General features: G+C 70.7%; 25 protein-coding genes. 12 read left to right on the forward strand and 13 right to left on the reverse strand.

The annotated features are described in order from the left end of the window. The 4 genes from D474_RS0113425 to D474_RS30455 form a co-directional block, all read left to right on the forward strand. A partial coding sequence (locus D474_RS0113425; RefSeq protein WP_017614071.1) for a helix-turn-helix domain-containing protein occupies positions 1–983 on the forward strand: 983 nt, incomplete at its 5' end. A gap of 142 nt (positions 984–1,125) precedes the next feature. Next, the gene (gene exaC / locus D474_RS0113430) at positions 1,126–2,649 is read left to right on the forward strand and encodes an acetaldehyde dehydrogenase ExaC (protein ID WP_017614072.1); all 1,524 of its coding nucleotides are present in this window, start codon (positions 1,126–1,128) and stop codon (positions 2,647–2,649) included. Beyond that, positions 2,649–3,047, forward strand: coding sequence for a DUF779 domain-containing protein (locus D474_RS0113435; RefSeq protein ID WP_017614073.1), 399 nt, complete (start codon positions 2,649–2,651; stop codon positions 3,045–3,047). Before exaC ends, D474_RS0113435 begins: the two co-directional genes overlap by 1 nt. A gap of 253 nt (positions 3,048–3,300) precedes the next feature. Beyond that, entirely contained in the window at positions 3,301–4,455 is a 1,155-nt protein-coding gene (locus tag D474_RS30455; RefSeq protein ID WP_051050974.1) for a hypothetical protein, read from the forward strand. A gap of 143 nt (positions 4,456–4,598) precedes the next feature. Here the strand turns inward: D474_RS30455 and D474_RS0113445 are convergent, their stop codons facing one another. From D474_RS0113445 to D474_RS0113470, 6 genes are read right to left on the reverse strand one after another with little or no spacing between them, the layout of a single operon-like run. After that, positions 4,599–4,985 (reverse strand): cation:proton antiporter, encoded by a 387-nt coding sequence (locus D474_RS0113445; RefSeq protein ID WP_017614074.1) that lies wholly within the window; start codon positions 4,983–4,985, stop codon positions 4,599–4,601. Continuing rightward, positions 4,982–5,365 (reverse strand): monovalent cation/H+ antiporter complex subunit F, encoded by a 384-nt coding sequence (locus D474_RS0113450; protein WP_017614075.1) that lies wholly within the window; start codon positions 5,363–5,365, stop codon positions 4,982–4,984. The genes D474_RS0113445 and D474_RS0113450 overlap by 4 nt, the downstream gene beginning before the upstream one ends. Continuing rightward, positions 5,362–5,970, reverse strand: coding sequence for a Na+/H+ antiporter subunit E (locus tag D474_RS0113455; protein WP_017614076.1), 609 nt, complete (start codon positions 5,968–5,970; stop codon positions 5,362–5,364). Before D474_RS0113455 ends, D474_RS0113450 begins: the two co-directional genes overlap by 4 nt. Continuing rightward, positions 5,970–7,625 (reverse strand): Na+/H+ antiporter subunit D, encoded by a 1,656-nt coding sequence (locus D474_RS0113460; protein WP_193374008.1) that lies wholly within the window; start codon positions 7,623–7,625, stop codon positions 5,970–5,972. Before D474_RS0113460 ends, D474_RS0113455 begins: the two co-directional genes overlap by 1 nt. 2 nt (positions 7,626–7,627) lie before the next feature. After that, the gene (locus tag D474_RS0113465) at positions 7,628–8,458 is read right to left on the reverse strand and encodes a Na(+)/H(+) antiporter subunit C (RefSeq protein ID WP_017614078.1); all 831 of its coding nucleotides are present in this window, start codon (positions 8,456–8,458) and stop codon (positions 7,628–7,630) included. Beyond that, on the reverse strand, positions 8,455–11,406 hold the full coding sequence (locus D474_RS0113470) for a Na+/H+ antiporter subunit A (RefSeq protein WP_017614079.1): 2,952 nt from the start codon (positions 11,404–11,406) through the stop codon (positions 8,455–8,457). Before D474_RS0113470 ends, D474_RS0113465 begins: the two co-directional genes overlap by 4 nt. Before the next feature lie 242 nt (positions 11,407–11,648). On the opposite strand from D474_RS0113470, the gene D474_RS0113475 reads away from it, so the two are divergent. From D474_RS0113475 to D474_RS0113485, 3 genes are all read left to right on the forward strand, one after another. Next, a complete protein-coding gene (locus D474_RS0113475) occupies positions 11,649–12,125 on the forward strand; it encodes a MarR family winged helix-turn-helix transcriptional regulator (RefSeq protein ID WP_017614080.1) in 477 nt (158 codons plus the stop codon). Between the two features lie 263 nt (positions 12,126–12,388). Continuing rightward, complete coding sequence (locus D474_RS0113480; RefSeq protein WP_017614081.1) at positions 12,389–13,051, forward strand: ClpP family protease; 663 nt, start codon at positions 12,389–12,391, stop codon at positions 13,049–13,051. Beyond that, positions 13,048–13,665: an ATP-dependent Clp protease proteolytic subunit gene (locus D474_RS0113485; protein ID WP_017614082.1), complete on the forward strand. Its 618-nt coding sequence runs from the start codon at positions 13,048–13,050 to the stop codon at positions 13,663–13,665. Before D474_RS0113480 ends, D474_RS0113485 begins: the two co-directional genes overlap by 4 nt. Positions 13,666–13,869: 204 nt before the next feature. Here D474_RS0113485 and D474_RS0113490 read toward each other — a convergent pair whose 3' ends face one another. Next, positions 13,870–14,337 carry a helix-turn-helix domain-containing protein gene (locus tag D474_RS0113490; protein WP_026118464.1) on the reverse strand — a complete coding sequence of 156 codons (468 nt, stop codon included), beginning with the start codon at positions 14,335–14,337 and terminating at the stop codon, positions 13,870–13,872. Positions 14,338–14,579: 242 nt separating this feature from the next. Here D474_RS0113490 and D474_RS30460 point away from each other — a divergent pair, with 242 nt between their 5' ends. Further along, entirely contained in the window at positions 14,580–15,056 is a 477-nt protein-coding gene (locus D474_RS30460; RefSeq protein WP_017614083.1) for a hypothetical protein, read from the forward strand. 71 nt (positions 15,057–15,127) lie between these two features. On the opposite strand, the gene D474_RS32275 is transcribed toward D474_RS30460, so the two are convergent. Beyond that, the gene (locus tag D474_RS32275; RefSeq protein ID WP_017614084.1) at positions 15,128–15,277 is read right to left on the reverse strand and encodes a hypothetical protein; all 150 of its coding nucleotides are present in this window, start codon (positions 15,275–15,277) and stop codon (positions 15,128–15,130) included. 191 nt (positions 15,278–15,468) lie between these two features. Here D474_RS32275 and D474_RS0113505 point away from each other — a divergent pair, with 191 nt between their 5' ends. Beyond that, complete coding sequence (locus tag D474_RS0113505; RefSeq protein WP_017614085.1) at positions 15,469–15,723, forward strand: GlsB/YeaQ/YmgE family stress response membrane protein; 255 nt, start codon at positions 15,469–15,471, stop codon at positions 15,721–15,723. Positions 15,724–15,823: 100 nt separating this feature from the next. On the opposite strand, the gene D474_RS0113510 is transcribed toward D474_RS0113505, so the two are convergent. The 4 genes from D474_RS0113510 to D474_RS0113525 form a co-directional block, all read right to left on the reverse strand. Continuing rightward, entirely contained in the window at positions 15,824–16,738 is a 915-nt protein-coding gene (locus tag D474_RS0113510) for a Gfo/Idh/MocA family protein (RefSeq protein WP_017614086.1), read from the reverse strand. 431 nt (positions 16,739–17,169) lie between these two features. Further along, positions 17,170–17,964 carry a bifunctional hydroxymethylpyrimidine kinase/phosphomethylpyrimidine kinase gene (thiD, locus tag D474_RS0113515; RefSeq protein WP_017614087.1) on the reverse strand — a complete coding sequence of 265 codons (795 nt, stop codon included), beginning with the start codon at positions 17,962–17,964 and terminating at the stop codon, positions 17,170–17,172. 132 nt (positions 17,965–18,096) lie between these two features. Then, positions 18,097–19,050, reverse strand: coding sequence for a nucleoside hydrolase (locus D474_RS0113520; RefSeq protein WP_017614088.1), 954 nt, complete (start codon positions 19,048–19,050; stop codon positions 18,097–18,099). 21 nt (positions 19,051–19,071) lie between these two features. Continuing rightward, on the reverse strand, positions 19,072–20,352 hold the full coding sequence (locus D474_RS0113525) for a flavin monoamine oxidase family protein (protein WP_017614089.1): 1,281 nt from the start codon (positions 20,350–20,352) through the stop codon (positions 19,072–19,074). 159 nt (positions 20,353–20,511) lie between these two features. On the opposite strand from D474_RS0113525, the gene D474_RS0113530 reads away from it, so the two are divergent. Continuing rightward, entirely contained in the window at positions 20,512–21,198 is a 687-nt protein-coding gene (locus D474_RS0113530; protein ID WP_017614090.1) for a DUF6882 domain-containing protein, read from the forward strand. A gap of 39 nt (positions 21,199–21,237) precedes the next feature. Here the strand turns inward: D474_RS0113530 and D474_RS0113535 are convergent, their stop codons facing one another. Next, the gene (locus D474_RS0113535; protein WP_017614091.1) at positions 21,238–22,023 is read right to left on the reverse strand and encodes a TIGR03084 family metal-binding protein; all 786 of its coding nucleotides are present in this window, start codon (positions 22,021–22,023) and stop codon (positions 21,238–21,240) included. A gap of 162 nt (positions 22,024–22,185) precedes the next feature. On the opposite strand from D474_RS0113535, the gene D474_RS0113540 reads away from it, so the two are divergent. Together D474_RS0113540 and D474_RS28655 are read left to right on the forward strand one after the other, a co-directional pair. Continuing rightward, positions 22,186–23,343: an acyl-CoA dehydrogenase family protein gene (locus D474_RS0113540; RefSeq protein WP_026118466.1), complete on the forward strand. Its 1,158-nt coding sequence runs from the start codon at positions 22,186–22,188 to the stop codon at positions 23,341–23,343. 50 nt (positions 23,344–23,393) lie between these two features. Continuing rightward, positions 23,394–24,062 (forward strand): TetR/AcrR family transcriptional regulator, encoded by a 669-nt coding sequence (locus D474_RS28655; protein ID WP_017614093.1) that lies wholly within the window; start codon positions 23,394–23,396, stop codon positions 24,060–24,062. Positions 24,063–24,077: the final 15 nt, after the last annotated feature.

Raw genomic sequence — 24,077 nt, forward strand, 5'->3', positions numbered from 1 at the left:
AGGGCGACCACCGCCTGCGGACCCGGGCCGAGGACATGCACTTCGTCGCGGGCGCGAACTGGAACGAGAGGTATGCCGGGACCAACGCCCCCGGGCTCGCCCTCACGGTCGACCACGAGGTCCAGATCTTCGCGGTCGAACACTTCGCCCGCGGCGTCCACGCCTGGAGCTGCTCGGCCGCGCCCCTGCACGAACCGGACACCGGGCGGGTGCTCGGCTTCCTCGACCTGACGGGGACCGACCACGCGGCCTCGCCGGCGGCGATGGCGCTCGTACGCGCGGCGGCCTCCGCGGCCGACTCCGAGATGCGCGCCCTGCACGCCGCCGGTCGCCTGCCGCGACCCCGCCCGGCCGTGCCGGACCCACGCGCCGGTGGTCGGAGGACTGCCACCGCTGACGCCGACCTGCGGGACACCGTGCACCTGCGTGTGCTCGGGCGCCAGGGCGCGGAGCTCCGCGCGGGCGGCAGGACCCGGCAGCTGAGCCTGCGCCACTCGGAGATCCTCCACCTGTTGGCACGGCATCCCGAGGGTCTCTCCGGCGGCGATCTCGGCGCACTGCTCGCCGACCGCGGGGCCTCTCCTGTGACCGTGCGAGCGGAGGTGGCCCGGTTGCGGCGCCTGCTCGGCGAGGACCTCGTGGCCTCCCGCCCCTACCGGCTGTGTGCGGCGGTGCACACCGACGCCGACCGTGTGCGCACGCTGCTGGCCGACGGGGCCCTGTCCGAGGCGCTCAGGGCCTGTACCGGGCACCTGTTGCCCGCCTCCACGGCGCCCGGGGTGGTGGAGGACCGCGCTGAGCTGCAGGCGGAACTGTGCTCCGTCCTGGAGGCGGCCGACGACCCCGAGGTACTGGTTGAGTGGGCCGAACACCCTGCCTGGCGTGAGGATCCGCGCGCGGTCGCCGCGGCCGTCGCGGCCCTGGACCCCGGATCCCCGCGCTGCCGTGCTCTCGCCGGCCGCCTCGCCTGGCTCGGCGGGTGAGAGGCCTGTCCGCGATGTCAGCGGGTGACGGGTGCGCGACCGCTCGCAACGTGGTCGCAACGTCGGTGTGACTAGCGTCTCGTCCATCACCCCGAGTGGGCCGCGGCCGTACGGTCGCGGCCCGTGACGCAAGGAGGCAGTCATGGCCGTCTACGCTGCACCGGGACAGCCCGGGAGCATTGTCGAGTACGCCCCGCGTTACGAGAACTGGATCGGCGGCGACTGGGTCCGCCCGGCCAAGGGCCGCTACTTCGAGAACCCGACCCCCGTCACCGGGCAGATCTTCACCGAGGTCGCCCAGGGCACCGCCGACGACGTCGAGCTCGCCCTCGACGCCGCCTGGGGCGCTGCACCCTCGTGGGGACGCACCACCACGGCCGAGCGCTCCCTGGTGCTCAACCGCATCGCCGACCGCATGGAAGCCAATCTGGAGAAGCTCGCGGTCGCCGAGGCCTGGGAGAACGGCAAACCGGTCCGCGAGGCCCTGGCCGCGGACATACCGCTGGCCATCGACCACTTCCGGTACTTCGCCGCGGTCATCCGCGCTCAGGAGGGCCACAGCTCCGAGATCGACGGGGACACGGTCGCCTACCACTTCCAGGAGCCCCTGGGTGTGGTCGGCCAGATCATCCCGTGGAACTTCCCGCTGCTCATGGCCGTGTGGAAGCTCGCGCCCGCGCTGGCCGCCGGCAACGCCGTGGTCCTCAAGCCCGCCGAGCAGACGCCCGCGTCGATCCTGGTCCTGATGGACCTCGTCGCCGACCTGCTGCCCGCGGGCGTGGTCAACGTCGTCAACGGGTTCGGCGCGGAGGCCGGCAAGCCGCTCGCAGCCAATCCGCGCGTGCGCAAGGTCGCCTTCACCGGCGAGACCACCACGGGGCGCCTCATCATGCAGTACGCGTCCGAGAACCTCATCCCGGTCACGCTGGAGCTGGGCGGCAAGAGCCCGAACATCTTCTTCTCCGACGTCGCCGCCGCCGAGGACGCCTTCTACGACAAGTCGCTCGAGGGTTTCGCGATGTTCGCCCTCAACCAGGGGGAGGTGTGCACCTGTCCGTCGCGCGCGCTCATCCAGGACTCGGTCTACGACTCGTTCCTGGGCGATGCCCTGGAGAGGGTCGGGCGCATCAAACAGGGCAACCCCCTGGACACCGAGACCATGCTCGGCGCGCAGGCCAGCAACGACCAGCTGGAGAAGATCCTGTCCTACATCGACATCGGCAAGCGCGAGGGCGCCGAGGTCCTCACCGGCGGCGAACGCCTGGACCTGGGTGGTGAGCTCTCCGGCGGGTACTACGTCGCCCCGACGGTGTTCCAGGGCAACAACGCCATGCGCGTCTTCCAGGAGGAGATCTTCGGGCCGGTGGTGTCGGTGGCCCGCTTCTCCGACTACGACGACGCGATCAAGACCGCGAACGACACCCTCTACGGGCTGGGTGCGGGGCTCTGGTCGCGCGACAACAACACCATCTACCGCGCGGGCCGCGACATCCAGGCCGGGCGCGTCTGGGTGAACAACTACCACTCCTACCCGGCGCACGCGGCTTTCGGCGGCTACAAGCAGTCCGGGGTCGGGCGCGAGAACCACAAGATGATGCTCGACCACTACCAGCAGACCAAGAACCTGCTGGTGAGCTACTCCGATCAGGCCATGGGACTGTTCTGATGCCCGCCCCGGACACAGACCGCGCACAGCCGGAGGTGGAACGGGTCGCCGTCACCGACGATGCGGCGGCCCTGCTCCGGGAGCTGCGCGAGACCCACGGGCCGCTCATGTTCCACCAGTCGGGCGGCTGCTGCGACGGCAGCTCCCCGATGTGTTACCCGGACGGGGAGTTCCGGGTCGGGGGCGCCGACATCCACCTGGGCGACCTCGACATCGGGGAGGCCGAGACGGTGCCGGTGTGGATGTCGCGTTCGCAGTTCGAGCTGTGGAGCCACACGCACCTGACCATCGACGTGGTCGACGGTCGCGGGTCGGGGTTCTCGCTGGAGGCCCCGACCGGACGCCGGTTCCTCATCCGGTCCCGCCTGATGACGGACGAGGAGGCCGAGCAGCTGTGACCGTCCGGCGGCCGGGCCCTGCACCCGTCCGGCCGCCCGGACGCCCGTGGTCCGGCCTGGAACCGGGAAGGCGTGCAGACCCGCATTGACAGGGCTCTGACCACGGGTCGAGCATTGAAGGGGCAGGTCAGAAGTCCTCGTTGCCGGGCTCTCGCAGGAGGGGCGACGCGGGGCCCGGGCGCTCCCCGAGCTCGTACGGGGGCGTCCCGGCCGACTCTCCGGGATGTGCCAGAGGGCACGGGGGAGGCAGGACATGGGCGAGCCGCACGAGAACGAGCCGTACGAGGGCGATCCACACACACCCGGCGTGCCCCCGCAGGTCGCGGGCGGGGCAGAGGTGGGCGGGGAATCCTCCGGCTCCGCCCTCCGGAACCGGACACCGCAGACGGATGAGGAGCCCGACGTCCTCCTCGACGTCCCGCGGTTGAACGTCGACGAGATCGAGCTGCACGTGGAACGGCTCCGGGCACGGGTCGCACTGCAAGCCCGGGTATCGGACGTTCTCGACCTCCACGTCGGGGCCGACGTGGACCTCGACGGAGTGGAACTCGACATCAAGGGTGTGGAGGCCGAGGCCCAGTTGAAGGTCCGGCTCGGGAACGTCGAGGCGATCATCGAACGGGTCCTCCGCAGCATCGACGAGAACCCGGAGATCGTCGAGGCGACGGCCCGTACGCTCCCCTCCGCGAAGGACACCGAGGACATTGCCGGGGGCATCGGGCAGGCGGCCGAAGGGGCCGGGCGAGCCGCGGCCGGCACCACCGAGGGGGCCGCACGGGCGGCCGAAGGCGTCGCGGACACCGCGAGCGGAACGGCGGACCCGGGCGGGGACAGCGACCTCGGCGACGCGGCGGCGCTGTCGGACCTCGGGCACACGGACGTGCCGGACCAGGGGTCCGAGGCGGGCGGTTCCGGTGACACCGACGAGGCGGAGGGGCCCGAGAGGGGTGCGGAAACCGAGGAAACCGGTGGGCCGGAACAACCGGAGGGCCCGGAGGCGCCAGGCGTCTCCGGAGCAGGTGGTGAACCCGCGGCAGCCGAGGAACAGCAAGAGCTCGAAGGCCCCGGGGCTCCGGTGGAACAGGCGGGGCCGGAAGGCGGGGGAGAACCGGAAGGGCTCGGCGATTCCCGTGAGCCCGCAGGTTCGGAGGCGTCGGAGGCTCCCGAAGGGGCCGGTGACACCGTAGAGCCCGCTGAGGAGGACGAGGACGACGGGCACTCCGACGGCGGGAGTCACGGTGAGAGCGGAGACGAGCGCTGGTCCAGGATCCGGAACGAGGCCAAGCAGCTCCGCCGCGCGTCCCGCAAGAGGTTCCTCGAGGGCATCGGCTCGGGGGCCAAGCAGGTCGGCCGCGAGGTCGGCGGTGCGGCTGCCCGCGTGGTCAGGGCCGCGCGGAACCCGGACTGACCCGGTGGGCCCTTGGCACCGCCGGGACGAAGGACCCGCACGCGGTTCGCCGAGCTGCCCCCCACACGGTAGGGGGCCGGCTCCGCACCCGGTACCGGCCCTGCCCGACGTCGTGTGTCGCCGCGCCCCGTGCTCTCCGCGCCCTACTCGGCGCGCTCGGCCTCTTGCACCCGCTCCTTCTCCGCGAGCCGCTCGGCGAGGGCATCCTTGACCAGCAGGTCGTGCCGGATCCGCCCCGAGCGGTACCCCACACGGGCGGCGATGTGCCCGGCCACGGGGATCGTCACGACCTGGAACAGGCCCACCAGGACCAGCGTCCCGATGTTGAACACGTTGGTCTCGACGGGGATCAACCGTATCCCCAGCCCCACCAACACCAGCAGCAGCCCCAGCACCTGCGGCTTTGCCCCGGGNGACAGCAGGTCGGGGAACCGGATCAGGCCGATGCCCGCCACGAGCGTCAGCAGGGCCCCCGCGAGGAGGCACAGCATCGCGATCCAGTCGAGGACCTGCACGAACTCGTCGCTCACGACTCCTCCTTCTCCGGCGCGTCCGGCCTGCGCTGCGCCCTGCCGGCAGCCGGGGCGCCAGGGGTCTTCTGCTGCGCACCGGTGCCGGTGTCATCGGTGGTGCCGTGGGGCGGCACGTACTCCTCGGGCCGCCGTGCCACGAACTTCGAGATGCTGATCGACGACGTGAAACCCACGAGCGCCAACACCAGCAGCGTCGGCAGGATGGTCGGGTCCTGGTTGAACGCCGCGTAGGCGCCCAGGCCCGTCATGGCCGAGGCCACGAGAACGTCCACCGACAGCGCCCGGTCGAGGATGCTGGGCCCCAGGAACAGGCGTACGGTCCCCAGCAGCGCCGCGACGCCCAGCGCCACCGAGATCACGATCCACAGGGCGGTCACACGCGCTCCCCTCCGGAAGCCAGGGCTTCCTCCAGCTCGGCGATGTCGGCCCGGGTGCCCAGGCCCCGCACGATGCGTTCCTCGAGTCTGTGCACGTCCTCCTCGGCCGCGCGCACCCCCTCGTCGTCGTCGGCGCCCAGCACGTGCACGAACAGCTCGCGCTCGGTCTGGCCGACCTCGACGATGACACTGCCCGGGATCACCGACGTCACGATCGCCGTGGACACCAGCATCAGATCGGAGCCCGTGCGCAGCTTCACCGCGATCACCGAGCTGCGCACAGTGCCCGGACGGATCACCTGTGCGGTCACCTGGAAGCTCGCCACGAACATCTTCAGCGCGATGTACACGAGCATCCGCACCGCCTGGAACGGCCACAGGCGGAACCCGGGTCTGATAGGCGGAAGTGGGAACACCACCATGATCGACACCGACACCAGGAAGCCCAGCAACAACAGGCCCAGCGACTCCGGCCGCAGTCGGAAGCCGTCGAAGAGCAGCATCCACACCAGCGTCATACCGAGCGCGACGGGGATCTGGATCTTACCGAGACGTCGCCGGAGCCCCAGGGCGCGGAGACGCTTCGGTGAGGTCGGTCCGGTCATCACTCACCTCCGAGAACCGCGTCGATGTAGGGCGTCTGGGCCAGGAGATCCACGGCTGCTTCGGACGCGTAACCGATGAGCGGTCCGGCGAAGACCGTCAGAGCCAGTCCGAAGGCGACCAGAGCCATGGTGGAACCGACCATGCTCCTTGGCAGGATCACCGAGGTGACCACCGGGGCGGACACAGCGGTGTCCCCGAACCGCGAGGAGGGCCCCACCGCTTCGTCCGACGGGCCCAGCGCCGCCGTCGAGGAGGAGTCGGCCTCGGTGTCCTCCAGGACGGTCCCGGGCTCGGCGACCATGCCGTCGGAGGGCGTGCGCCAGAACGCGTAGTTCCACACCCGCGCGATGACGTAGAGGGTCAGCAGGCTCGTCAGGACAGAGACCCCCACCAGTGTGTAGGCCAGCGGCGTCCCGGCCTCCACTGCGGCCTGCATCAGGCCGATCTTGCCGAGGAAGCCCGAGAGCGGCGGGATCCCGCCCAGGTTCATCGCCGGGATGAAGAACAGGATCGCCAGGATCGGTGCGATGCGCACCAACCCGCCGAGCTGGTCCAGCGATGTGGAACCGCCCCTGCGTTCGATCAGTCCCGTGATGAGGAACAACGTGGTCTGCACCGTGATGTGGTGGGCGATGTAGAAGACGGCGCCGGCCAGGCCCAGCTCACTGCCGAGACCCACCCCGAAGATCATGTAACCGATGTGGCTGACCAGCGTGAACGAGAGCAAGCGCTTGATGTCGGTCTGTGCGACCGCGCCGAGGATGCCCATGATCATCGTCGCCAGCGCCACCCACAACAGCAGGGTGTTGAGCTGGGTCCCCGGGAACATGAGCGTCTCGACCCGGATGATCGAGTACACGCCGACCTTGGTCAGCAGGCCGGCGAACACCGCAGTGACGGGCACCGGCGCGGTCGGGTAGGAGTCGGGGAGCCAAGCTGCCAGCGGGAAAACCGCCGCCTTGATGGCGAACGCGATGACCAGGACGAGCTCCAGCACGAGCCGGAGCTCCTCGTTGATCTCGGGCAGGCGCTCGCCCAGCTGTGCCATGTTCACGGTGCCGGTCGACGCGAAGATCAGTGCGATCGCCATCAGGAACAGCACCGAGGACACCAGCGACACCACCACGTAGATGGCGCCCGCGCGCATCCGCGACTGGGTCCCGCCCAATGTCAGGAGCACGTAGCTGGCGGTCAGCAGGATCTCGAAGCCCACGTACAGGTTGAACAGGTCACCCGCCAGGAAGGCGTTGGAGACACCCGCGACCAGGATCAGGTAGGTCGGTTGGTAGACCGACAACGGCGCGACCTCGGCCTTGGGCGCCATGCCCTGCCCGATCGAGTAGACGAGCACCGCCAGGGTGATGGCGGCCGAGACCGTCACCATCAGGGCGGCGAGTTGGTCCGCCACCAACGTGATGCCGATGGGGGCCTCCCACCCACCGACCTGGACGGCCAGCGGGCCGAGCTCGTGCGATCCGATCATCAGCAGGAAACCGACGACCAGGACCGCGCTGAGCGTGCTCACGCTCAACCACTGCTGGAGCCTGGTCCAGCGGGTCCCGAGGGCCAGCTTCGCACCCGCCGCGAACAGCGGCAGGATCACCGGCAGCGGAACGAGCAGGTGCAGGATGTCGGCGAAGAAGGACTCGCCCATGGTCACTCGCTCCCTTGCAGATCGCTGTCCTCGGCGCGAGCGAGGCGTTCACGCTCGGAGCGCATCGACCGGCGCGCCTCGCGCCGCTGCGCGCGGATCCTGCGGCGCAGCTCGCGCCACAGCTCGCGCTCGGCGGCACGGTCGGCCCTGCGGTGTTCCCGCAGGCGGCGGCGCCCGAGGCGGATACGTCCGCGCAACTCGTTGACCTGGGCGGTCATGCTTTCGGTCCGGTCGCTGAGGCGACGCATGGTCTCCTGCGACCGCTCGTCGGCCTCACCGTCCTCGGCCTCGACCTCGTGGCGGGCCAGCTCGGCCTGGGCCGCAGCGATCTCCGCCTTGATACGGGCCTGCTCGGCCAGCTCCTGGGCGTCGGCCGCTGCGATGGTGGCCTGGAGCTCGGCACGCTGGCGGCGGATGTCGGCCCGCAGCCGGCGGCGCTCCTTCTGGAAGCGCTGCCGCACCGCACGCCGGCCCTCGCCGTGTGCGATCCGGAGGTCTTCGGCGTCGTCCTGGACCTCGTCGTTGCCCTCGAGCTGCCAGTTCCGGTAGGCCATGGCCAGCAGGAACGCGGTCAGGCCCAGGGTGATGACGATCGCGGTCAGGATCATCGCCTGGGGCAAGGGGTCGGTCATCCTGGTCTCGTCGCCGAACCAGAGGACGGGGGGACCGCCCTTCTGGCCGCCGGCCGCCAGGATCATCAGGTTGACCCCGTTGCTCATCACGACGAAGCCGAGGAGGACGCGGGTGAGGCTGCGCTCGAGGAGCAGCACCACGCCCACGGCGACCAGGACGCCGATGACGATGACCAGGGTCAGGCTCGGTGAGTCGCTCACGAGGTGACCTCCTCGGCTCGCTTGGCGGCCTCGGCCCGCGACGGCTCGTCGGTCTCCGCTGCGTCCCGTTCGATCTGTTCGTCGATACGGGCGCCCAGGCTTCTGAGGATGTCCAGGATCAGGCCGATCACCAGCAGGTAGACGCCGATGTCGAAGAACAGGGACACGGTGAGGTGCGCCTCGCCCAGGATCCAGAAGTCCACGTATCCGTGGGCGCCGGCGAGGATGTCTCCGCCGAAGAACGCGCCGGCTATGCCGGTTCCGGTGGCCACGGCCAGGCCTGCACCGATGAGTGCGCCGGGCTGCACCCACGCGGTGGAGTACAGCTCGTGCCGGCCGCCGGCCAGGTAGCGCACGATGAACGCCAGACCCGCAACGATGCCTCCCGCGAAACCGCCGCCGATCGCCGTGTGGCCGGTGAGAAGCAGATACATCGAGATCACCATGATCACCGGGAAGAGGAAGCGCGAGACGACCTCGAAGATGATCGAGCGGCGTTCGGTCGGCAGGGTGTCCGCCCCCGGCAGCCACGTGCGGTTCCATTGCGGCTTGACGTGCATGGACGCCGGGGCGAACGAGAGAGCGCCCAGGTCCGCGCTGCCTCCGTTGGGCTGCTCCGGCGGGGCCGTGACCGACAGGGCCATCACCCCGCCGGGGACCTTCCGCGACTTCGGACGGCGGCGCAGGAACATCAGGCTGGCCACACCGGCAGCAGCGGCGGCCAGCACGGAGATCTCGCCCATGGTGTCCCAGGCGCGGACGTCGACCAGCAGCACCGAGATGAGGTTCTCGCCCCCGGACTCCCGTGCGGCGTCCGGGTAGCCGATCGCGACCGACTCCTCCTGGCGCCCGGCCAGCGAGTAGTAGGTCATGAATGCGGCGAGCAAGCCGGTGGCGGCGCCGATCGTCAGGTTCCACACGCGGCGGCCGCGCAGGGCGGGCGCCGAGAAGTTCGTGGGCAGGCGCCGTAGCACCAGCACGAACACGACCAGGCTGACGGTCTCCACCAGGAACTGGGTGAGCGCGATGTCGGGGGCGGCCTGCAGGTAGAACAGGGCGGCACAGCCGTAACCGCTGATGCCGACCAGGATCACCGAGTACAGGCGGCGGCGGACGAACACCGCGGCCAGTGTGGTGACGACCATGATGGCCGCCGGGATGACCTGCACCGGGGTGTCCCACAGGCGCAGTTCCGGCGTCGGCAGTTCCCAGATGCGGCCGGTGATGATCGGCCACACAGCACCGACGACCAGCACGACCAGGATCGTGCCGAGGTAGACCGGCAGTGAACCGCGCTGGGTGGCACCGGTCGCCTGCAGGGCGAGGTTGTCGAGGCCGGCGAGCATGCGGCGGTAGATGCGGTCGGCGTCGACGACGGCCATGGCGCGGTTGACGCGTTCCACACCGTCGCGGAACCGGAACAGCAGCGCGCCGCCGACGACGCAGACCGCCGAGAGCAGCAGCGGCAGCTCCCACCCGTGCCAGAGTGCCAGGTGCGCTTCGTACCCGCCCGGGCCCAGGGGCTCGACGGTGTCGGCGTACACGGCGAAGAACCGGTCCAGCCAAGCGGAGAGCGGACCGCCGGCGAGGCTGAGCGCGGCCAGCACCACGGCCGGGGCCAGGAAGAGCGGCCCGGGTGCGTGCACGTGGGTCTCCGGCACGTTCTCCTTCGCGGAGAAGGCGCCCCACAGGAATCTGAGGCTGTAGGCCACGGTGAACGTGGACCCCACGACCAGGCCGGCCAGGACCACCGTGTCGAGGAATCCGCCGCCGACGTAGGCGCCGAAGGCCAGCTCCTTGGCGGCGAAGCCCAGGGTGGGCGGCAGCCCGGCCATGGACGCGGCGGCCACGACCGAGACCCAGAAGGTGCCCGGCATGGAGCTGCGCAGCCCGGACAGTCTGCGGATGTCACGGGTGCCGGTGCTGTGGTCGATGATGCCGACCACGAGGAACAGGGGTGCCTTGAACAGCGTGTGCGCCAGCAGCATCGAGATGCCGGCGAGTGCTGCGTACTGGTTGCCGGTGCCGAGCAGGGCGATGAGGAAGCCCAGTTGGCTGATCGTGCCGGAGGCCAGGACGAGCTTGAGGTCGGTCTGGCGCAGGGCCTTCCAACCGGCGAGCACCATGGTCAGGACGCCGAAGAAGACCGCCATGGCCTGCCACACGGCCACGCCCTCGAAGGCGGGGGTGAGGCGGGCGACCAGGTAGACACCGGCCTTGACCATCGCCGCGGCGTGCAGGTAGGCCGAGACCGGTGTGGGGGCGCGCATGGCGGCAGGCAGCCAGAGGCCGAACGGGAACAGCGCCGACTTCGACATCGCGCCGATCATGATCAGCACGAGCGCGGCTTGGACGATCGCCCCGGTGGGCGGAGCCGCCACGATCTCGGCGATCACGTAGGTCCCGGCGGTCTCGCCGAGCATGATCATGCCGACGAGCATCGCGAGGCCGCCGAGGGTGGTTACTGTCAACGCCGTCATGGCGGCGCGGCGGCTCTCCTGCAGCTCGGTGTTGTGTCCGACCAGCAGGTAGGAGAAGACCGTGGTCAGTTCCCAGTAGATGAAGAGCTGGATGAGGTCGTCGGCGAGGACGAGACCGAGCATCGCGCCGGCGAACGCGACGAACACGCCCGCGAACCGGCCGAGGCCGGGTTCGGAGTCGCTGAAGTACCGCGCGCAGTAGATGAGGACGAGCGTTCCGACGCCCGCCGCGATGAGGGTCATCAGCAGGCCGAGCGTGTCCATGTGCGTGCCGAGCCGGAACGAGAACTCCGGGGCCCAGGCGTAGGACGAGGTCAGCTCGCCGCCGTCGAGGACGGTCGGGAGTTGGAAGAAGGCCCAGACGGTGGAGAGCCCGGGGACCACGGCGAGCGCGAGGAAGGCGTTTCGCCCCCACCGGCGCACCAGTAAGGGCGCGACCGCCGCAGCGATGAAATGCGCTACCAGCACTGTTGTCAATGCGCCCCTCCCGGACCGGTCCGGGCCCACCCGAGTTCCGGGCGGACGTCCACTGCCCCTGCAGCAGACCGTTACGCCCACGACCGGAGAGGTGGACGGGGCGTCACTGCGACTCGAAGGGGAGTGTGTCTTCCTGAACTTGCGTGCGCAAGCTATTTAATAGCTAGACTATACAAGCGTCAAACCGCCGCGCGGACCCGGTCCGCGCACCTTCTGCCTGCGAGGAACGTCCCGTGCCCGACGAAGCCCACGAATCCAGTGCGGAGCAGCACAACCGCGAACTCGAGGAGTTCCAGCGTGCGTGGACCGAACTGATCAATGCGGCCATACACGCACGATCACGCAGCGGGCACGGGCACCGCGGCGGCGAGGAGCTCACCCTCACCCAGGCCCTCCTCATGGAGGCGGTCCGGGGGGCGGACGGTCCCAGCGTGGGGGCCGTCGCCCAGATGGTGGGGGTGTCGTCCCCGTCGGCCACGCGCATGATCCAACAGCTCGAGCGCCGCGGCCTGATGGCGCGCCGCAGGTCGGAGCGGGACGAACGCAGCACCGTGGTGACGATCACCGAGGAGGGGGATCGGGTGCTCGCCCTCGCGCGCAGCGACATGGAAGCCCGACAGCGCCGGGTCTTCGATGCCATACGGCCCGCCATGCGCCCGATGGTGATCACGCTCCTCCACGACCTCCGCGAGGCCCTCGACGAGACCTGAACCTTCGGCCCGGTGCGTCGAGTGGTCCGAGTCCTCCACTTGGCGCCTTCGTTACCTCACATTGACAACCGCACCACGGGTCTCTTTCTTCCCGAGCAGGGTTCACCGATTCGGTCCGTCCCGAACAGGCGGCCGGTAGGGCCGGGTCGTGGATCTGCCGTGGGCAGATCTGCCCCGGGCCGAAACCGTGGCCCACGCGGCTCTCCCCGACCCAGGCTGGAGAGGAACCGGCCCGGAACCGCGGCCGGGGGAAGGAGACCACCATGATCACCGCATCGACCCCCGTCGCCTCGGACGAGGGCACGGGCGGCGCATTCGACGACCAGCTCGCCGCGCGCCTCATGCGCAGCCGCATCGTGTTCCTGGGGAGCCAGGTCGACGAGGCCAGTGCCAACCGCGTGTGTGCGCAGCTGATGCTGCTCGCCGACGAGGACCCGCACCGCGACATCACTCTGGCGGTCAACAGTCCCGGGGGCGTGATCACCGCGGGGATGGCCATTTACGACACGATGAACTTCGTGCCCAACGATGTCTCCACGGTCGGCATGGGTGTGGCCGCCAGCATGGGGCAGTTCCTGCTCTGCACCGGCACGCCCGGCAAGCGTTTCGCCCTGCCGAACTCCCGCGTCATGATGCACCAGCCCTCCGGCGGTATCAGCGGGACCGCTGCGGACATCGCGATCCAGGCCGACAACCTCGCGCACACCCGGCAGGCCATGGTGCGCCTCATCGCCGAACACACCGGACAGACCGAGGAACGCATCGCTGCCGACCAGCACCGCGACGCCTGGTTCACCGCAGAGCAGGCCCGCGAGTACGGGTTCGTGGACGAGGTCGTGAGCGGCGTGGGCGAACTCGGCGGGGTCGGCCCGCGCCTGGGCGCGCATGCGCCCGGGTTCAACACCGGACGAGGAGGCCCCCGGTGAGCGGCCGTTACACCATCCCGACCGTCGTGGAGAGCACGCCCAAGGGGGAGCGCTCCTACGACGTGTTCAGCCGACTGCTGTCGGAGCGCATCATCTTCCTGGGCACTCCGATCGACGACGACGTCGCGAACGTGGTCATGGCGCAGCTGCTGCACCTGGACCACGAGAGCAGCGACACCGACATCCAGCTCTACATCAACTCGCCCGGCGGCTCGAACACCGCAGTGACCGCCATTTACGACACCATGCGGTTCGTGCGCGCGGACGTGACGACCGTGTGCATGGGCCAGGCGGCCTCTGCCGCGGCGGTGCTGCTCGCGGCCGGCACGCCCGGCAAACGGATGGCGTTGGAGCACGCGAGGGTCCTGCTCCACCAGCCCTCCGCGGAGGGCCAGGGTGTGGCCGCCGACCTGGAGATCCAGGCGGAGGAGGTGCTGCGGATCCGGTCGCAGGTCGAGGGGATCCTGGCGCGGCACACGGGGCAGTCGGCCGAGCGTCTGAGGGCCGACACCGACCGGGACCGCTTCTTCACCGCTGAGCAGGCCAAGGACTACGGCCTGATCGACGGCATCATCAGCGTTCCGGAGGTCTCCCCGGAGCCCGCCGCGGCCTGACGGGGGCGTGGCGGGATCCGGCCCCGGCCCCTGTGCCGGGGCGCCGCCCGGGGGTTCCGGTCCCCGGGCGGCCGGGTCTGTACGGAGCGGTTCTCCCGTGCGCAGGCCGAAAGCGGGTGAGTGCGGGCGGGAGAACATGTGCCCGAAGCGGGTGGAACGTGTGCGGCCCGGCCGGCGGGCCGGGCCGCATCGGTGCATTCGGGGTCAGGCGGCGAGCGTGAGCACCTGCGCCTGCTGGGCCGACCGTGTCGGTTGCGCCTGGGGTGGGGCCTGCGGCACGACCTGCTGCGGCATCGGCGCCACCTGGTAGCTGCCGGTGCGCGTGAGCCGGATCGGGGCCGCACGGTGGTAGAGCTCGGCGAGCACGTCGGTCAGGGACAGGCCGAGGGAGCGGTAGACGGCGGCGAGCACCTCGGAGGATGCCTCCTTGCGTCCGCGCTCGATCTCCGAGAGGTAGGGGAGCGAGACCTGCGCGTCCTCGGCGACCTCGCGCAGGGTGCGGCGCTGTTCGGTGCGCGCGCGGCGCAGGAGTTCGCCGATGAGGTCGCGCATGAGGGGGTCGTCGGGCTGCGGGGCCCGGGGCTGTCGGCCCTCGGGCCGCGGGGTCTCGGGCTGCTGTGCGCGCTGGCCACGGCGGGCCTGGTCCAGGTCGCGCAGGACGCTGTCGGACATCGGTTCCTCCCGGTGGCGGCGGTGGCCGCGACGGCGCCGTTCGGCACCGTCGGCGGTCTCGGCGCGGACGTCGTCCTTCGAGCCTATGTGCAGGGGAGGATCGCGGGCAGGGGTAGCGGGCCCGCTTCTGCCGACGGCAGAAGGGCGTGGGAACCGGTCCCACCGGGCCTGGGCCGTGTTCGTGTCGTGTCCGGATGCTTACAACAGGTTAGTCTCCCCACGTCAACTTCCTGGGGGTGCGCATGTACGGGTTCGACGGGTCGAGCGGCCGGCGGGAACGGGGGCTCCGGCACCCGAGGCCGATCCCGGCGGCGTTCCTGGTCTACGCGGTGTGCGCAGTGGTTTTGTCGCTGATCCTCCTCGGCATGATCTCGACCTCCGTCGACGACACTGTCGTCGCGCGCGACCTCTTCGTCTATGTACTGGTGCTCGCGGTCGGCGCACCGGTGGTGGTCTGGGCCGTGGCCGCGCCGCTGGCCGCCCTGGGCCGGTATCTGTCGCGGAACCTCGGTGGGCACCGGGTTCCGTGGACCGCGCTGGCGTTGCTGGTGGTGCTGGCTGTGTTCTGGATGGCGAACCGGTTCTGGGCGCCGGCCGACCTCGACACGCCGCTCGGGATGTTCGTCCTGGTGCTCACCGGTCCGGCCACGCTCGTCTGTGCCGCGCTGCGCACCGAGGAGGAGGATGTGCCCCAGAACCCCCGCGGGGAAGGGCGTTGACGGTCGTGAGGTCTGGTTCGCCGGATGCCTCGGAGCGGCATGGCCGTCCCGGTGGCGGTCCGCCGCGGTGTTCAGCGCTTCTCGTGCTCCCGGGCCTCGGTGAGCAGAGTGCGCAGGAGTTCGGTGTCGGTCGAGGCGAGGTCGGTCTTGACGCAGGCCGGACGCTTTCTCCGGAAGAACTCCGTGCAGATCTCGGGGCGGCGGCTTCCGAAGTGCGACACCTGCCCGTGCAAGGCGCATGGGGGCAACGCCGCACATGACTCTGTGCAATGCAGGATTGTTCGTCGACGCCAATATCTGACAAAAGGTTCATACAGGGCGGGAGTGCTCCGGTGTCCCACGGGCATCGCGAGGGAACGGAAGGGGCGCGCAAGAGCGCCGACCGCCGATCGCCGACCAGGGAGGTACACCCGTGGAGATCACCGGAATCTTCAGCGCGATCATCATCGGGTTGATCATCGGGGCGCTCGGTCGCCTCATCGTCCCGGGCAAGCAGCACCTGCCCATCTGGCTCACGCTCCTGCTCGGCATCGTGGCCGCGTTCGTCGGAGGCTGGGTCGCGGCCATCTTCTCCACGGCTTTCCTCTGGGTGCTGCTCGTGCAGGTCCTGGTGGCCGCGGTGATCGTCTATCTCGCCGACGGGATGTACGCCAGGAACGCCGGATGAGCGGAGTGTGAACGGAGGGCGGGCACCGAGTTTCCCGCCCGCCCCGCGGGCCCGGCCCACATCCCGACGCCGCACCCCGATCCCACACGCCGGCTCTCGGTCACCAACCGGGGGCCGGCGTCACGCGTTCGGTGCGCCCCGACGACAGCGACCACTCCGCCGCCTCCAACACCGCCACGACGTCCCGGCCGAACCGCACGCCGCAGGGGTCCGCCTTCTCCCCGGTGACCTGCGCCGTCAGCCGGTCGATCGCCGCGCCGAACGCCGACACCGGGTCCCGAGAACCGGTCGGTACCTGACGCCACCCAGGATCACCGTGGAGCTGCATCTCGAAGGTTCGGGCCGCGGGCGGGGCGTTCACCGTAAGCGCGAAGGAACCCACCGCCCCTCCGGCGTGCTCCGTCATCAGGTGCACCGTCTCCCGCGGCCCCGCCATCGCCGAGACCCGCCGCGCCGGGCCCAGCACCGGCAAGGCCAACGCGAGCGCGTGCGGGCCCAGGTCCCACAGTCCGCCCTTGTTCCGCCGCCACGGCGAGGCCCCGTACGGGTTCCCCGGCTCGAAGATCGATGCGTACAGGTGCGCTCGGGCCCCGTGCCAGCGCTGCCCCTCCGCCTCTGTCAGGAAGCGCTCGACCTCCTCGGAGAACCGCGCGGTGAAGAACACGATCGACGCCAACTCCCGGCTCTCCACCTCCACTGTGAGCTGGTCGGCCATCGATGCGGACAGCGCGACCGGTTTGTCGAGCAGCAGGTGGCGCCCCGCCCGTGCCGCTCGCAGGGCCAGTTCCGCCTGCACGTCCGGCGGCAGGGCGATCGCGACGGCGTCGACCTCCTTCAAGAGCGCGTCCACGTCCTCGTGTGCCTGTGCCCCGTAGTGCCCGGCCACCGCCGCCGCTTTCTCGGGGTCCCTGCCCCACACACCGACCAACTCCGCGCCGGGGTGGGCGGCCAGGGCCGGGGCGTGTGTCTCGGTGGCCCAGAGCCCCGTGCCCAGTAATCCGAACCTGACTCCCATGTCTGCCCGCCCTTTCCTCGTGGTCCCCGAACCATTCTCCATGGAATCGCTCCCAGCCACCCCCGCTCGGTGGCCGCCATCGGCCGATCCCACCCCTGTCGGCCGCACTCGTATCCGCCGCCGCACGAGCCCCGCCCGAACCACGGGGAGACGGCCCGGCCGGGAACGCTCCGTCCCCGGGATCCCGACCCGTGGGCCTCCCACACCCCACGAGCCCCTTGGAGGAATGGACGCGGATGACCACCCGCGAGTTCACCCCCGACCCCGGGAACCCTGCCCTCGGGCGCGGTTCGCCCGGGTCGTCCAAGACCGACGTGTTCGCGTGGCCGGGCTCCTGGTGCACGCCGCAACCGGGTCTGCCGTCCCCGGGCACGACACCGGCCCCGCCGCGGAGCGACGGGGCCGGCGACCGGCGCTCACGGCTCACGGCGTCACGGCGCGATCGGCACCACCGACGAGAACGGCGCGTGCGTGGCCAGGCGCTCCGTGATGCCCTCGCGGACCATGGCCTTGGCGGCCTCCGCGGCGCTGCCCACGTCCGCGCCCTTGGCGAGCTCGGCGGTGATGGCGGCGGCGAAGGTGCAGCCTGCGCCGCTGACGCGCTCCTCACCGATCTTCGGGGCGCTCATGACGGTGACGTTCTCGCCGTCGAAGTGAACGTCGACCGCGTCGGGACCGGGCAGCTCGGTGCCGCCCTTGGCGATGACGTGGTCCGGGCCCAGCTCGTGGATTCGGCGGGCGGCCTCGACGAGGTCGTCGACGTTGTCGATGCTCTCCATGCCGGCCAGGGTGCGGGCCTCGAAGTGGTTGGGCGTGATGACCGTGGCCAGCGGCAGGATCTGCGCGGTCAGGGCCTTGTCGGTGTCCAGGGCGGCACCGGGCTCCTGGCCCTTGCAGATCAGGACCGGGTCCAGCACGACGTGGCGCCACTCCTGGGCCTTGAGCCCCTGCTCGACCACGTCGATGGTGTCGGGCGTGCCGAGCATGCCGATCTTGACGACGTCGAGGTCGTGGCAGCTCGTGGCCGCCTCGATCTGGTCGGCGATGACACCGGGGGCCATCGGCACGAAGCGGTGCCCCCAGTCGTTCTTCGGATCGAAGGAGACGACGCAGGTGATCGTGCCCATCCCGTAGACGCCGAGTTCCTGGAAGGCCTTGAGGTCGGCCTGGATGCCGGCGCCGCCGGTGGCCTCCGACCCTGCGATCACGTATGCGCGGTTGGTCATGGAGTGCCAACCTCCTCTTGAATCTCGGTGCTGTTGCCGGTCTCGGAAGCCCTCCACGGGTTCACGAACCCGTACTTATTGCACCACAACGCCCGGTCCTGATGTCCATGGCGGGCCCACCCTGTAGCGGGGTCACTGCCGGTCGGTGGAGGTACAACCCTGGTGGCCCTCCGCCGATTCCCCGCCGAAGAGGCCGCGTTCCAGCCACCTGTTGAACGCGCCGTACTCCGCGGAGACACTCATCCGGACCGCGGCGCCCCGGTCGTCCGGGCCGCTCCGCTGCGTGCGTCCGACGGGGTCGAGCACGACACGTTCCGGGCGAAGGCCCACGTAGGGCTCGTCCAGCGCCGTGGACAGGGCGAGCGCGTCGTGTTGCATGCTCCCGGGGTGGAACGCCTCGAACCACCCCTCCAGGTGGTGGTGGAGCAGGTGCTGCCATCCCCCGGTCGCTGCCTGGGCGAGGCGGTGGTGGACCGGTCCGCCGGGCACGACCTCGATCTCTGTGCGGAAGGTGATGTCGGAGGTGACCAGCCGTACCCCCTCGAGCTGCCCCGCAGCGATCGCCTCGAACACCGCGTGTGCTGCGGGGACGTCCATGCGGATGTTGTGCTCGGCGCGCGAGGGGTCGCGGTAGGCCAGGCTCCCGCCCATCTGCGTGACGGCGAGCCGGCCGGCTGCCTCGGGAAGCTCCACCAGGACCGTCGCGAGGTTGCTGAGCGCGCCCATGCCGACCCAGAGGACCTCCCCGTCGGTGCGGTCCAGGAGCGCGCGGACCGCCCCCACGACGTCCCGGCCCTGCTCGGGAACGCTGGCCGGGGCGAGCCCCTGCGCGCAGAAGTACCGGGTTCCGCCCACGCCGTGGCCCGCCACGGTCGCGACGTCGCCGCGCTCCAGGAGATCCAACAGGTGGCGCGCGAACCGTGCGCGTTCACCGTGGGGGAGAGGGGCGCCGGTCTCGTCGTTGGTGAGTACGAGCGCGAGCCCCGGGAGGGTGCGGGCTGCTGCGGCGACCGTGATCGCGTCGTCGGGGTCGCCGCCGATGTCGGTGTCCAGGACGACGGGCAGGGCGCGGTGCGAAGCCGGCACGGGGCCTCCTCGGTGGGCCGGTCAGAGCCCGGCGATGAGCTGGTCGGTGACGTCGTAACCGTTGACGTAGCCGCCCTCGACGGTGTTCTCGCCGGTCGTGGGCTCACCGGCGAAGTGCAGCACCCCGTCGACGGGTTCGGCCAGGGCCGCCGGGGCGTCGTGCGCGCCCGGCGGAACGTACAGGTATGCGCCGCGGCTGTAGCGGTCCGCGGCCCAGTCGTGTGTGGTGCGGGCGACCGGGGTGGGCAGCTCCTCGCCGAGCACGTCGGCGAGCGCGGCGAGCCCCGCGTCGAAGCGTTCGCCCTCGTCCAGCGCGAGCAGGTCGCGGGCGCCGGCACCGGCCGCCCAGGCCACGACCACCTCCGGGGAGCCGGAACCGGCGTCGCCCGAGGAGATGCGCCAGAACACGAAGTCCGCTCCCTGTTCCCAGCCGAGGGCATCAGGTTCCTCGGGGAAGACCGGCCGGTCGAACTCGTAGACCAGTTTGAGGGCGTCGGTTGTGTCCAGGGCCCGGACCGCGTCCAGGTGCGAGGTGGGCAGCGGCGGGTCGAAACGCACGTCGCCGGCCTGGAGCACACCCAGCGGCAGGGCCACGACGCATTGGGCGGCGCGGAAGATCTGCTCCCCGTCGGCCCCTGCTGCCAGCTCCACACCGGCCCGGATCCGGCGGACCTCCCGAACCGGCGTGGACAGCCGCACGTCGAGCCCGTCGGCGAGGGGTTCCAGGATCCGGTCGTAGCCGTCGACCACACGGTGGTTCTCCCGGGAGGCGGACCACCAGTCGAACAGCTCGTACCGGTGCATCCAGGTCGCGCTCCACCGGTCCAGGGGTTCGTTGTCGATGGAGACGGGCGGCCAGTCGGACTCGGGCACGTCCATGCGCCGCAGGTAGGAGGCGGCGTCCTCGGTGTCCAGGGGAGCGCTGCCGGTCTCGATGCTCGAACCCCCGCCGGAACCGCCGCGCACCCGGACGGTCTCGGCGCCGCTCTCCTCGACGAGCTCCCAGGTGTAGGCGTCGCTTCCGTGGATCAGCCCGGCGCCCAGTTCCACGGGGACGGAGGTGAAGGAGTGGTCGGTGCGCACCTGGCCGCCGACACGGTCGCGGGCCTCCAGGACCACCGCGGACTTCCCCTGGTCGACGAGGTTGCGCGCCGCGGACAACCCCGTGATGCCCGCACCGATGACGGCCACGTCCCAGTCCGGGGCGCCGAACCCCGAGCAACCCGCGGCGGAGAGCAGGACCCCGCCTCCGAGCAGGGCCCCGCCTCCACGCACGAGCGTGCGTCGGCTGATACCGGGCATGGTGCTCCCAGCGGTCGGAGGACGGGACTCCCAGTATGCTCTCGTCCCCGGCGGCGGCCGGACCGCCCCGGGGACGGAATTGCTGTGTTCTCCCCCGAAATGTCGCGGAAGGTGTTTAGAGTGCGGAACGTGAATGCACAACTTCCCCTCAGCACCCTCATGGACGACGCCGCGATCCTGTCGTTGGAACACCAGTTCCACCTGCAGGACGTGCTCGGTGAGCACAACTGGCGGGTCGACATGAACGCCCCTGTCTTCGAGTTCACGTTCCCCTCGGGCGAGAGCCTGGTCTGCGAGAACTTCCACTTCCTGGGCAGTGCAGCACCTGGTCCCGGCTCCTGGATGTGGTCGTGGGGCAACCCGTCCGGGTTCCCGCCCGAGCTCATCGCCCTGGCCGGTTCCGTGCGCGACCTCGGTGAACGCCACGGGGTCGCGGAGCTCACCTCCGCGGAGGTGCCCTTCGACGGCCTGCCCGGCTCACCGGAATCACCGCACAAGGTCGTGGGTCCGCTCACGGAGGCGGCCAAGGTGCTCACCGGCCGCTGGACCTCCTACAGCGGTGAGGTCGGCGGCGGCACCCGGGCCTCGTTCCTGGTGGAGCACCCCTCTTTCCGGCTCTCCGCGCCTGACCCCGTGCGGACCGTGGGGCTGCTGCAGCAGGCGGTGTCCGGGCTGCCGCTCACCGATCACCGGCGCGCGGTCTACACCTACGGCCACCTGCGCGGACTGAACCCCGCGTTCGCCGACGACGGTGCACGGCTGACCCTGTCCGCGGAGGGAGTGGCCATCACGGTCTCCTTCGACGAGCAGGGCCGCGTCGGGAACGTCGAGGGTTCCTTCGGCTGATCGCCGGGGCCCGGGCGCGGGACGGAGTTGACCGACTCGTCAACTCCGGTCGTCGAACTGCCCGGGCCGACGCCCCTCTCCGGGCGGGCCGGCGAAGGCCTGCCCGATCTCGAGCCACTCCTGTGCGAGCGCGCCGTGCGCCCGCAGGGAGGTGTCCTCGACGTGGCGCCGACGGGTCAGCACGAGGCAGAACTCCTCCGCGTTGCCGACCACCTTCTGCGCGGCCCCGTCCGGGCCCAGGAACCAGGTGGAACCGTCGGGGGCCTCCAGCTCCACCCGCACCGGTTCCTCGGGCACCGGGAGCTCACGGGTGAGGTAACTGAACGGCCGGGCCCGCACCGCGATGTGCGCGACGTGCCGCAGCCGCGCGGTCGGGCGGCGACGCACCCCGAGCGCGTCCACCACGTCCTGTCCGTGCGCCCATGTCTCCATCAGGCGTGCGGTCGCCTTCGAGGGCACGCTCATCGGCGGTCCGAACCACGGGACGCGGGTTCCGGGCGGTGCCTCTGCCAGTGCGGCCCGCAGCTCTCCGGCGGCCTCCCGCCACTCGGGGAGCAGCTCCTCGGGCGGGACGGGATCGGGTTGGGTGAACCCCTCCGGGTCCTTCATGGCCTCGCTCAGCAGAGCGTCGAAACCCTCCGGGTCGGTCACGGCTGTGTGCGCGGCCCGGTCGAAGTAGGCCAGGTGGGCGATCTGGTCGACGACGGTCCATCCGGGCGCGGGGGTGGGTCGGTCCCACGTGGCGGGTTCCAGACCGGTCAGCAGGTCGGCGAGCTCTTCCTGTTCGGCTCGCAGGTCGTCGATCAGGGCGTGTGCGTCGACCACGGGGATCGTTCCTCCCAGGAGGTGGGGCGGCACCGTCCGATGTTGACGGACTTGTCATGTTCGGCGAACAATAGCGCATGAGTGATCGCCCTCACACGGTCGGGCGCGGCCGGTGGGCCGGTCGGCGACACCCACAGCGACGACGGATGCGAGCGTGAACCGATGAGCGCCACCCCCCGGACCGACCCCTGGAACACCCCAGAACGCACGGAACTGCGCGCCACGGTGCGCTCCTTCGCAGAGAAGGAGATCCTGCCCGACGCCGACCGCTGGGAACGCGAGGGCGAGCTGCCCCGATCCCTGCACCGGGCCGCCGCCGATCTGGGACTCCTCGGGCTCGGCCTGCCCGAACGGGTGGGCGGCGACGGCGAGATGATCGACCAGCTCGTGGTCTCCGAGGAGCTCCTGCACGCGGGAGTGCCCAGCGGGGTCCTGGCCTCGCTGTTCACCCACTCCATCGCTCTGCCCGCGCTCGTGGCGAGCGAACGCGAGGACCTGGCCCGCGACTACGTCCGGCCCACCCTCTCCGGCGAACGCGTGTGTGCGCTGGCCGTCACCGAACCCGACGGCGGTTCCGACGTCGCCCACCTGCGCACCCGTGCCGTCCGCGAGGGCGACGACTGGGTGATCGACGGGTCCAAGATGTTCATCACCTCCGGCCACCGCGCCGACTTCGTCACTGTCGCCGCCCGCACCTCCGGCACCGGCCACGAGGGCATCTCCCTGTTCGTGGTCGACACCGGCACCCCCGGGTTCACCGTCTCCCGCAAGCTCGACAAGATGGGCTGGCTGTCCTCGGACACCGCAGAGCTCTCCTTCGAGGGGGTGCGGGTGCCGGCCGCCAACCTCGTCGGCGAGGTCGACCAGGGGTTCTGGCAGATCATGCGGCAGTTCGCGAGTGAGCGGATCGGGCTCTCGGTGCAGGCCGTGGCCATCGCCCAGCGCTGCATCGACCTGTCCGCGCGTTACCTGCGCGAACGCGAGGCCTTCGGCGGGCCGCTCGCCAAACGCCAGGTCCTTAGGCACCGCCTCGCCGAGATGCACCGCCGCACCGAGGTCGCGCGCACCTACGTACGGCACGTCGCCGAAAGGGTTCAGGACGGCGAGGAGCTCATCCCCGAGGTCGCGATCGCCAAGAACACCGCCACCGAGGCCCTCGACCACGTCGTCGACAACGCTGTCCAGATCCACGGCGGGGCCGGGTTCGTGCGCGACAGCGAGGTCGAGCGCCATTACCGCGACGCCCGAATCTTCAGCATCGGCGGTGGAACCTACGAGATCATGAACGAGGTCATCACCAAGTTCCTGCCCCTGCGCTGACCCCGGTCGCATTCGCCGCGCCCGCGTGCCCACCCGAGGAGGCCGACAACATGAGGGACCGCCGGCTCGGCGAGCGCNCGCTCGTGGAGGCCGCGCGCGAGGTCTTCGAGGAGAAGGGGTTCGAGGAGACCCGGATCGCCGAAGTCGCGGCCCGGGCCCGTCTCGCCCACGGCACGTTCTACACCTATTTCGACTCCAAGGACGACGCGCTGCACGAGGTCGCCAAGGGCCTCACCGCGGAGATGTTCGAGGCGTCCCGTTCAGGTGAACCCGCCGACGCCGACCCCGTCGACCGGATCCGGTCCTCCACGGAACGGTTCCTGCAGGTGTACCGCGACAACGCCCGCATGATGCACGTGATCGAGCAGGTCTCGCCCCGCAAACCCCGGTTCGCCCACGTGTACCTGGAGATCCGGGGCCTGTTCGTGGACCGCATCGCCTCGGGCATCCGCCGGTTGCAGGAGGAGGGCGCGGCCGACCCCGCGCTGGACGCCGGCACCGCCGCGAGCATGCTCGGCGGGATGGTGGAGCACTTCGCGCGAGTGTGGTTCCTGCACGGGCAGGAGCACGACGCCGAGAACGCCTTGGAGACCGCGACGGTTCTGTGGGCGCGCGGGATCGGCCTGGACCTCACGCAGACACGTGGGGATCTTGCTACTGGAGCCAATATCGGCGCTGAACCCGGCGCTGGTAGCAAGATCTACTGGGGATCATGGTGAGTGTCGGGGAGGGTT

The organism is Nocardiopsis salina YIM 90010 (genome assembly GCF_000341025.1).
Lineage (GTDB): Bacteria > Actinomycetota > Actinomycetes > Streptosporangiales > Streptosporangiaceae > Nocardiopsis > Nocardiopsis salina.